Raw genomic sequence first — 8,986 nt, 5'->3', positions numbered from 1 at the left:
GTGCCGGCCTTCGCGAGGTGTGGTCACCCGCAACGGAGGCGTCTCAGGAGGTGGCGGACCATCTCGAGGCCGAGGGAATCGTCGGAATGGACGTCGCCGTTCAGCTTCACGGCACCATCACCGAGTGGGAGCCCACCATCCACTTGAGCGAATCCCTGGCCCGTCTCGGCGCCGACGTTCGTCCCATCCCGGTCTACCGCTGGATTCGTCCGGTGGATCAGCAGCCCCTGATCGATCTCCTGGCCACAATCCTGAACCACGAGGTCGACGCCGTCACGTTCACCAGCGCCCCAGCCGTGGCCTCGCTCCTGTCGACGGCAAAGGACAACGGTCTGCTCGACGAGTTCCTCGCGGCTTTGAGCGGCCCGGTTGTCGCCATCTGCGTCGGGCCGGTCACCTCGGCGCCGTTGGATGCACTGGGTGTTCCGACGCGTATGCCGGAGCGGGCTCGGCTGGGTTCTCTGGCGAAATACGTGGTCGAGCAGTTGAGCGATTGAACGGAGCGCAGTCGGCGCTAACGACTCCGCGAAATTCGCACTTGTGCAGTTCAGGGGACCGTTTTCGCCTGCACAGGTGCGAATTCGGCGGTCACTCGGTGCGCAGGGTTTCCAGCAACTCGGTGACGGCGGCGCGGCCTGCGCGGTTGGCGCCGATGGTGCTGGCGGAGGGTCCGTAGCCGAGGAGGTGGACGCGGTGATTGGCGGCGACGCGGGTGGCGAGGCGTCCGTCCATGACGATGCCGCCGCCGTGGCCGCGCAGTCGAAGTGGCGCCAGATGGTCGAGCGCACTGCGAAATCCGGTGGCCCACAGAATTACATCGGCTCGGATGAGCGTTCCGTCCGCCCATTGGACGCCGTCGGGTGTGATCTCGGCGAACATCGGGAGACGCTTCAGCGCGCCTCGGTCGCGAGCTGCTTTCAATGCGTCGGTGAGCAGCAGACCCGTTACCGAGACGACAGATCCGGGCGGAAGGCCCTCGCGCACGCGTTCTTCGACCATCGCGACGGCTGCACGTCCGGCTTCGGGGCCGAAATCGGAATCGCGGAATACGGGTGGCCTCCGCGTGACCCATGTCGTCGTCGTGACCTGTGAGATCTCGTCGAGCAATTGGACCGCGGAGATGCCGCCGCCCACGACGACGACGTGCTGTCCGGTGAAGGCGTCGGCGGTCGTGTAATCCTTCGTGTGCAGCTGACGTCCGCGGAACGTTTCGGCGCCGCGATAGTGCGGCACGAAGGGTGCTTCCCAGGTTCCGGTGGCGTTGATGAGCCCACGGGCCGACAGTACGACGTCGCCGGCTTCGACGCGGAAGCGAGGGTCGCGGTCGCACACGACGGTCACCGTCACCGGGCGTCGCACCTGCAGATCGAACTTTTCCTCGTACGCCTGGAAGTACCGGGGAACAGCTTCGGACGCGACGACGCCGTCGGGCGAGGCGCCGGTGAGGGTGTCGGCGAATGCCATACCCGGCAGGTCGTGGACGCCGTTGACGGTGCTCAGCGTCAACGACGGCCAGCGGTACTGCCACGCGCCGCCGGGCTCGGGCGATCGATCCAGCATGACGAATCCGGATCCGGGTTCGAGGCCGCTGCGTCGAAGGTGGTAGCCGGCGGACAGCCCCGCCTGTCCAGCTCCGATGACTGCGACGTCTGTCTCGATCACGTTCACCAGTACATCACCCGCGGACTGCCACTGTTCGTACCCCTGAGTAACGTCTACGGCCATGATGGGTCAGACCCGTGACGGAGACGTCGTCACACTCGAACTTCAGCGTCCGGAACGTCGCAACGCGCTCGACACCGCCCTGTGCGTCGCCCTGCGCGAGGGCATCGAAGATGCGGTCGCGACCGACGCGCGTGTCATCGTCCTGACGGGGCAGGGCTCGAGCTTTTGTGCCGGCGCCGACCTGGGCGGCGACGACTTCCCAGAGGAGTTTCCCGAGGCGCTCGAACGGTTGCTGCGGGCAGTCGACGGTGCGCCGGTCCCGATCATCGCCGCGGTCAACGGTCCTGCAGTGGGAGCAGGCACGCAGCTGGCCATTGCCAGCGATCTTCGCGTGGTCGCCGACGGTGGTTTCTTCGAAATTCCGTCGACGAGGCTGGGCATCGCCGTCAACAACTGGACCATCAAGCGGTTGGCGTCGCTCGCGGGTGGCAGTGTCGCCCGAACCATCCTGATGGGCGGTGAGCGGCTCGACGCCGACCGCGCCTACACCAGCGGCCTCGCCAACAAGCGAGGCAACCTGGCCGTAGCGCAGGAATGGGCGGCATCGATCACCGAACTGGCACCGCTGGCTCTGAAGCATCTCAAGCTGGTGTTCAACGACGACGGGTCGCACGACCAGCCGACGCCGGAGCAGTGGGTTGCCTTCGGTGCCTGCTGGACGAGCGAGGACATGAAAGAGGCCAGGCGCGCCCGCAACGAAAAGCGAAAGCCACACTTTCAGGGTAGATAGAGCCGGGTCAGTACGCGGCCTGCAACGCTTTCGCCCCGATGGGCGTTTGGGCAACGAGAGTGGTGATTGCTTCGGCCACCTCGCGTGCGCGTTCGAGGATTACCATGTGACCGGCGTTCGCGACGGTCACCAGCCGGGCGGCGGGCAGAGCGTCGGCGATGATCCGCGAGTGGCGCATCGGCGTCATCAGGTCGTCGGAGCCACACAGGACGAACGTCGGAATCACCGCCAGCGCGGGCAGACTGTGGGACTCGTCGAAGTCGTGCAGCGGTCCGAGAAACGCAGCCATCGTGACCACGGACGTCTCGTTCAGCATCGCCGAGGCCAGGGCGATCACGCGTGGGCTGACCCGCCGGGTTCCGCAGCCGGCCGCCCGGACGATGGGCGCGCAGATCCCGCGGCTCAGACGTTTCGACGCGGTCATCACACCGGGTGCTCGGCTTACTGCCTTGCGGAACAGTGCGACGGCGGGGTGCGCCAGGCATGCCCCGAGTCCTTCGTCGGCGAGGCCGTTGGCTGCGGTGGCGATCAGCCCGACGCCCACCAGCCGCTCGCCCAACTCACCGAGGTGCTGGCGCGCGTACGACATGGCCGTCATCCCGCCCATCGAATGACCGATGATCACATACCGGCCGGTGGGCACCGTCGCCCGGATCACCGCGCCGAGATCGCGGCCGAGCTGATCGATGGTGTAGGTCTCCGCGTCGGCCGTTCCGGAGGCGCCGTGGCCTCGGTGGTCGTAGAACACCATGTGGATGTCCTCGCCCCACATCGCTTCGAGCTCGCTGCGCACGTCGAACCATGATTCCTTGGCCAAACAGTGTCCGTGGACGAACACCACCGACATCGGGGCGTCGCGGCCACCGGTTTCGGTGACGACGAGTGCCGCACCGTCGTCGGTCACGACGGTGCTCCGTCCGCGATGTCGTTCGACGACGACGTGCCGATCGCTCATGGTGGTCTCCGGCCTTCATGGTGTGTAGGAGGTTTCGTCACCATCTACGCATGTGTTACGCGGCCGCCCGAAAAGCGGCTGTGGGTTTGTTCGACACCGCGGGTTTGTTCGCACTGGGGCGGGTATCGACCAAACCGGGGCGGCACCAGGTTCGAATGTTGTTCAAGGCGCTCGGTGACCAGGGAGGACACAGGCGATGACGGACGAAGACACCGCTCGCATGCTCGAAGTGCGCGTACCGCTGGCAGTGAATGGGGACAGGGCCGCTCTGTCCGACGTCATCACGATGGTCAGGCCGCAACTGAAACGCTATTGCCTAACGCGTTCGGTCAACCTCGATGTTGCCGCCGACGATGTGGTGCAGGATGTTTGCCTGGCACTGTTGACCGCGATTCCCAAGTACCGAGATCACGGAAAGCCGTTCATAGCGTTCGTCTACGGCATCGCTGCGCACAAGCTCGCTGATGCGGGCCGTAAATCCGTGCTGCGGCGCTCTCGTTCGCTCGATGCGGTGATCGAGGAGCCGTTCACGGACGATTCGCCGGAAGCCTGCGTCCTCGACGGCGAGTTCCGTGGCAGTGCAGCAGCATTGATGGCAACCCTGCCTCCGCGGCATCGCAAGATCATTCTCATGCGCGTGGTCTGGGGCATGACCGCACCCGAAACCGGCAGGGCACTGGGCATGAGCGCCGGTGCCGTCCGGGTTGCGCAGCATCGAGCCCTGAACCATCTACGCGCCGAGCTATCCAACTTCGCGTTGCTTTCGGCCTGAACTGCTTTCGGCCTGAGCGCCGATCAACAGCCTTCGAAGGTGGCGTCTCGTCGCTCGAGCATGGCGGCGACCGCTTCGGTGTGGTCGGCGGTGGTGTGTGCGATGGCCTGGTAGGCCGCCGACAGTTCGAGCAGGCTTTCGAGGCTTTGGTGTTGGCCTTCGCGCAGCAGCTTCTTGGTCATTCGCAACACCTGCGGCGGATTGACCGCTACTCGCGCGGCGAGCGCGTGTGCTGCGTCGAGCAGGTTGTCCGGTTCGACGACCTGGGACACCATTCCCCAGGCCAGCGCCGTATGGGCGTCGATCGCCTCGCCGGTGAAGGCCATTTCGCCGGCCCGCGCCATCCCGACGGCACGCGGTAGGAGCCACGCGCCGCCGTCCCCGGGGATGATGCCGACCTTGACGAAGCTTTCGGCAAACTTCGCCGTCGTGGAGGCGATCCGCAGATCGCACATCAGTGCCAGGTCGCACCCGGCGCCGATCGCAGGCCCGTTGACCGCGGCGATGGTGGGAATCTCGCAGTGGTACAGCGCCTTCGGGATGCGTTGAATGCCATGCCTGTAACTCTGTCGCAATGCGGCGGGCGCGCCGCCGAACATGCCCTGTCGATCGCGCATGTGCTTGACGTTTCCGCCGGACGAGAAGGCGGATCCCGCTCCGGTCAATACCGCGACGCGCACGCTCGGATCTTGATTGACAGCATCGACGGCTGCCACGAGTGCGTCGATGGTTTCGACCTCGGAGATCGGATTGCGGGCTTCCGGGTTGTTCAGTGTCCACACGACCACATCGCCGGTGCGCTGGATGAGAACCGGATCCGTCACAAAAGCCTCCATCGCCGAAATTGAAGTTCGATCAGTACTGCGGATCTCTACAGTGCAACATGGTCTGGCTCTGCGGCGACTCCGACGCGCGACGACGCGTGTGCGGCGCGGCCGGTTCTGCGATGACCGACGGCCATCAGGAGAACTCCCGCAGCTATCCACGCCGTCAGCACCCACCAGGATTGCGCATTCGGTGCGTCCGGGAAGTACGAAAGGTTGCGCAGCAGGGTCGACGCCGCGCCCGGTGGCAGCAATTGGCCGACGGAGCCCCACGATCCCGGCAGGAATTGCGCGGGTTGCGCTGCACCCGATATCGGATTGCCGACGAACATCATGACCAGCGCGCCAGCTGCGATGCCTGCCGGTCCGATGATCGAGGTCAGTCCGACAATCAGCGTGCTGATCGCCAGCACGGACAAGGCCACTGCCGCAACGTTCGTCGCCACGCCGCCGTGAAGTATTCCCATCCAGAATTGAGTGATCAGGACGATGACGACACCCGCACCGAGGCCGTACGTTGCCGTCGCGGCGAGGCGGCGCCACGTTCCGACCACCGTCATCGAAATTACGGCACCGCCGATAATCCCGCCGATGACCATGGGAAACGCCAGGGCCGACAGTCCGGCGCCGCGCGCGTCGGTCGAGGCGAACGGTACGACGTCGGTCACCTCGGTTCCGAAGGTCGACGCGACCTGGCCGAAGAGCTGGCTGACGGCGGGCCCGTTGGCCGAGCCCATCAGCACCTCGGGTGTGGGGCCGAGCACGAGGGCGCCGTAGACCTCACGGGACTCGATCGCCGCCACGGCGGCGTCGCGGGTCGGTAAGGACTCGGTGTCGAACGGTTCGGAAAGCTGCGCGGGCAGCGCGGCTGAGTCACCGACGACGGCCAGGGGGATGCCTTGGACGGTCGAGGTGACCGACGGCCACAGGAATGCCAGTGCGACGACGGCGAGGGCGGCCGCTGCGCCGAGGGCAACGACGATGGCGCGAGGCCATGGGGTGGTCTTCATGACGAACCTCCTTATAAAACGAATAATCGTTCTTTTATTGTGGGCAAGGGGGTCCAGGTTGTCAAGAACGATTGTTCGTTTTTAATATGGGGCGGTGCCGAAAGTCAGCGAAGACCACCGCGAAGAACGCCGTCAACAGATCACCAGCGCTGCGATGCGGTGTTTTGCGCGGGCGGGATTCGACAAGACGTCGATGGCCGACATCATCACCGAATCCGGGCTGTCGGCGGGCGCCATCTACAGCTACTTCAAGAACAAGCAGGATCTGATCGTGCAGGTGACCCGCAATGTTCTGCGGAGTCGGGCGATGGACCTCGATGGCCTGGAAGAGCAAGAACCTCTGCCCGCGCCGCCCGAGGTAATGCGAATGTTTCTCGCCGGGATGACCCGCGACATCGGTAACCCGAGCATCCTGGTGCAGATCTGGGCGGCCGCGGCAGCCGCGCCGGAAAGCGTGCAGGCGCTACCCAGTATTCTGGCCGAGCTCAAGCGTCTCTACGAGCGCTACTTGCAGGCGTGGTTTCTTTCCAAAGGTTTCGACGAAGACGAAGCGCAGGCGCGCGCGTTCGCCCTCACGCCCATCATCGTGGGTGTCTGTCAGGGCTACATCCTGCAGTCCGCGTTGTTACCCGACTTCGACGCCGAGGCCTATCTCGCTGCCCTGGACATCCTCGATCTCTAGGCGCTGCGCGCATGTGATCGGAAATCGAGTGGAGCCCGCAGTCACTCCGCGGGCTCCGCTCCTGTCCACAGTGGATTTCCGCTCACATGCAGCGGATCTGCCTACACCGTGCGAGTCAACCGATCAGCAAGCAACCGGGAGAACTTCGCTGGGTCCTTCAGCTCCGTGCCCTCGGCGAGAAGTGCCGTGGCGTATAGCAACTCGGCCGTTTCGGCCAGGGTGGCGTCGTCGCCGCGCTCTTCACGCGCCTTCTTCAACCCGGTCACCAACTCGTGCGTCGGGTTCAGTTCGAGAATGCGCTTGGACGTCGGAACGAATTGTCCTGACGCCTTGTACATCTTTTCGAGCTGCGGTGAGAAGCTGAACTCGTCACCGACGACACAGGCGGGAGAGGTGGTCAGCCGCGAGGACAGGCGGACTTCCTTGACGTCCTCGGTCAGGGTGTCGCTCATCCACGTCAGCAGATCGGCGAATTCCTTGTCCTGTTCCTCGCGCTTGGACTCGGCTTCCTTCTTCTCTTCCTCGGTGTCGAGATCGACCTCGCCCTTCGAGATCGACTGGAAGGGCTTGCCGTCGAAGTCCGGCACGTTGCCGACCCATACTTCGTCGACCGAGTCGGTGAGCAGTAGCACCTCGAGGCCGCGAGCCTTGAAGGCCTCCATGTGCGGCGAGCTTTCGATCTGCTGACGGGATTCGCCCGTCATGTAGTAGATCTGCTCCTGGCCGTCCTTCATCCGGTCCACGTACTCGGAGAGAGTGGTCAGCCCGTCTTCCGAATGCGTCGATGCGAACGACGACACCGACAGCAACGTCTCGCGGTTGTCGGCGTCGGAGATGAGGCCTTCTTTGAGTGCGCGGCCGAACTGCGACCAGAACGTCTGGTACTTCTCGACGTTCTCGCTCTGCAGCTCCTTGATCGTCGACAGGACCTTCCTGGTCAGGCGTCGACGGATCGCACGAATCTGCCGGTCCTGCTGCAGGATCTCGCGGGAGACGTTGAGGGAGAGGTCCTGTGCGTCGACGACACCCTTGACGAAGCGCAGGTATTCGGGCATCAGTTCTTCGCAGTCGTCCATGATGAAGACGCGCTTGACATACAGGTGCACGCCCGTCTTGCCTTCACGCATGAACAGGTCGAACGGTGCCTGCGACGGAATGAAAAGTAGCGCTTGGTATTCGAACGTGCCCTCGGCCTTGAACGGAATGACTTCGAGCGGCTCGTCCCAGGCGTGGCTGACGTGCTTGTAGAACTCCTTGTACTCCTCCTCGGACACCTCGTCCTTGGGGCGAGTCCACAGCGCCTTCTGCGAGTTGATCGTCTCGGTCTCGATCGTCACGGTGTCTTCGGCGCCCTCTTCGGCTGCCTTGACCCGCTTTTCGACGTCGATGCGGATGGGCCACGCGATGAAGTCGGAGTACTTCTTGACCAGTTGCTTGATCTTCGACTCGGACGCGTAGTCGTAGAGGTGATCCTCTTCGTCGGTCGGCTTGAGGTGCAGCTGTACCGACGTGCCCTGGGGTGCGTCCTCGACGTCGGTGATCTCGTAGGTGCCCTCGCCCGACGACTCCCACCGCGTCGCAGTGCTTTCGCCTGCCTTACGCGTGAGCAAGGTGACCTTGTCGGCGACCATGAACGTCGAGTAGAAGCCGATACCGAACTGACCGATCAATTCCTCGGACGCGGCCGCGTCCTTGGCTTCTTTGAGCTTCTTGCGCACCTCTGCGGTGCCGGACTTGGCGAGCGTGCCGATGAGGTCGATGACCTCGTCACGGCTCATGCCGACGCCGTTGTCACGGATCGTGAGGGTGCGCGCCTCCTTGTCGATCTCCACTTCGATGTGCAGATCGGAGACATCGACCTCGAGGTCCTTGTTCCGGTAGGACTCGAGCCGCAGCTTGTCCAGCGCGTCGGAAGAGTTGGACACCAACTCGCGAAGGAAGCTGTCCTTGTTCGAGTAGATGGAGTGAACCATCAGGTCCAAGAGCTGACGCGTCTCGGCCTGAAATTCCCGCTGTTCGGTGGTCATGGGTGTGTGCGATCTCCTTCTAGAGCAAAACCGTCGCAGGCATACTAGTGCAAGGCTACTTCCGCGCTCATGCGTCCAGGGCGGGCCCTACCCTTCGCTCACCTATCCTGGGTGCAGTGACCAACAAGAAGATCGTTCCGATTGCTCTCGCTTTGGCGGGTGCGGCGTGGTTGACCAGGGCCGCGTGGGGGATTCCGGCGGAGATCGGCGCGCGTACCACCACGATCGCGCCATATGCGGCCAACTCACCCCGCTATCGAG

The 8,986-nt window shown here is 64.2% G+C and carries 9 protein-coding genes; 4 read left to right on the top strand and 5 right to left on the bottom strand.

Annotated features, from left to right (window positions below; genetic code table 11):
• Positions 1–497, top strand: a 497-nt coding sequence (locus WBQ44_RS13680) for a uroporphyrinogen-III synthase (RefSeq protein WP_495567222.1), incomplete at its 5' end; no start/stop codon positions are given.
• 91 nt (positions 498–588) lie between these two features.
• On the opposite strand, the gene WBQ44_RS13675 is transcribed toward WBQ44_RS13680, so the two are convergent.
• Positions 589–1,668: an NAD(P)-binding domain-containing protein gene (locus WBQ44_RS13675; RefSeq protein WP_495567223.1), complete on the bottom strand. Its 1,080-nt coding sequence runs from the start codon at positions 1,666–1,668 to the stop codon at positions 589–591.
• Between the two features lie 55 nt (positions 1,669–1,723).
• Here WBQ44_RS13675 and WBQ44_RS13670 point away from each other — a divergent pair, with 55 nt between their 5' ends.
• Positions 1,724–2,455, top strand: coding sequence for an enoyl-CoA hydratase (locus tag WBQ44_RS13670; RefSeq protein WP_495567221.1), 732 nt, complete (start codon positions 1,724–1,726; stop codon positions 2,453–2,455).
• Positions 2,456–2,462: 7 nt separating this feature from the next.
• Here the strand turns inward: WBQ44_RS13670 and WBQ44_RS13665 are convergent, their stop codons facing one another.
• A complete protein-coding gene (locus tag WBQ44_RS13665; protein WP_495567220.1) occupies positions 2,463–3,410 on the bottom strand; it encodes an alpha/beta fold hydrolase in 948 nt (315 codons plus the stop codon).
• Positions 3,411–3,606: 196 nt separating this feature from the next.
• Here WBQ44_RS13665 and shbA point away from each other — a divergent pair, with 196 nt between their 5' ends.
• Positions 3,607–4,182 carry an RNA polymerase sigma factor ShbA gene (shbA, locus tag WBQ44_RS13660; protein ID WP_495567219.1) on the top strand — a complete coding sequence of 192 codons (576 nt, stop codon included), beginning with the start codon at positions 3,607–3,609 and terminating at the stop codon, positions 4,180–4,182.
• Between the two features lie 23 nt (positions 4,183–4,205).
• Here shbA and WBQ44_RS13655 read toward each other — a convergent pair whose 3' ends face one another.
• Complete coding sequence (locus WBQ44_RS13655) at positions 4,206–5,006, bottom strand: crotonase/enoyl-CoA hydratase family protein (RefSeq protein WP_495567218.1); 801 nt, start codon at positions 5,004–5,006, stop codon at positions 4,206–4,208.
• A gap of 47 nt (positions 5,007–5,053) precedes the next feature.
• On the bottom strand, positions 5,054–6,016 hold the full coding sequence (locus WBQ44_RS13650) for a hypothetical protein (protein WP_495567217.1): 963 nt from the start codon (positions 6,014–6,016) through the stop codon (positions 5,054–5,056).
• A 94-nt stretch (positions 6,017–6,110) separates the two neighbouring features.
• Between WBQ44_RS13650 and WBQ44_RS13645 the strand changes: the two genes are divergently transcribed.
• Entirely contained in the window at positions 6,111–6,698 is a 588-nt protein-coding gene (locus WBQ44_RS13645; protein WP_495567216.1) for a TetR/AcrR family transcriptional regulator, read from the top strand.
• 101 nt (positions 6,699–6,799) lie between these two features.
• Here WBQ44_RS13645 and htpG read toward each other — a convergent pair whose 3' ends face one another.
• Positions 6,800–8,725: a molecular chaperone HtpG gene (gene htpG, locus WBQ44_RS13640; protein WP_495567215.1), complete on the bottom strand. Its 1,926-nt coding sequence runs from the start codon at positions 8,723–8,725 to the stop codon at positions 6,800–6,802.
• Positions 8,726–8,986 lie beyond the last annotated feature (261 nt).

Source organism: Rhodococcus sp. (in: high G+C Gram-positive bacteria) (genome assembly GCF_049591685.1).
Classification (GTDB): Bacteria; Actinomycetota; Actinomycetes; order Mycobacteriales; family Mycobacteriaceae; genus Rhodococcoides.
This window is presented reverse-complemented; position numbering and strand designations above follow the sequence as displayed.

Coding starts and splice junctions, on each gene's coding strand:
- WBQ44_RS13670 (WP_495567221.1), top strand. CDS start 1,724: ATGATGGGTCAGACCCGTGACGGAGACGTCGTCACACTCGAACTTCAG.
- WBQ44_RS13665 (WP_495567220.1), bottom strand. CDS start 3,410: ATGAGCGATCGGCACGTCGTCGTCGAACGACATCGCGGACGGAGCACC.
- WBQ44_RS13650 (WP_495567217.1), bottom strand. CDS start 6,016: ATGAAGACCACCCCATGGCCTCGCGCCATCGTCGTTGCCCTCGGCGCA.
- htpG (WP_495567215.1), bottom strand. CDS start 8,725: ATGACCACCGAACAGCGGGAATTTCAGGCCGAGACGCGTCAGCTCTTG.
- shbA (WP_495567219.1), top strand. CDS start 3,607: ATGACGGACGAAGACACCGCTCGCATGCTCGAAGTGCGCGTACCGCTG.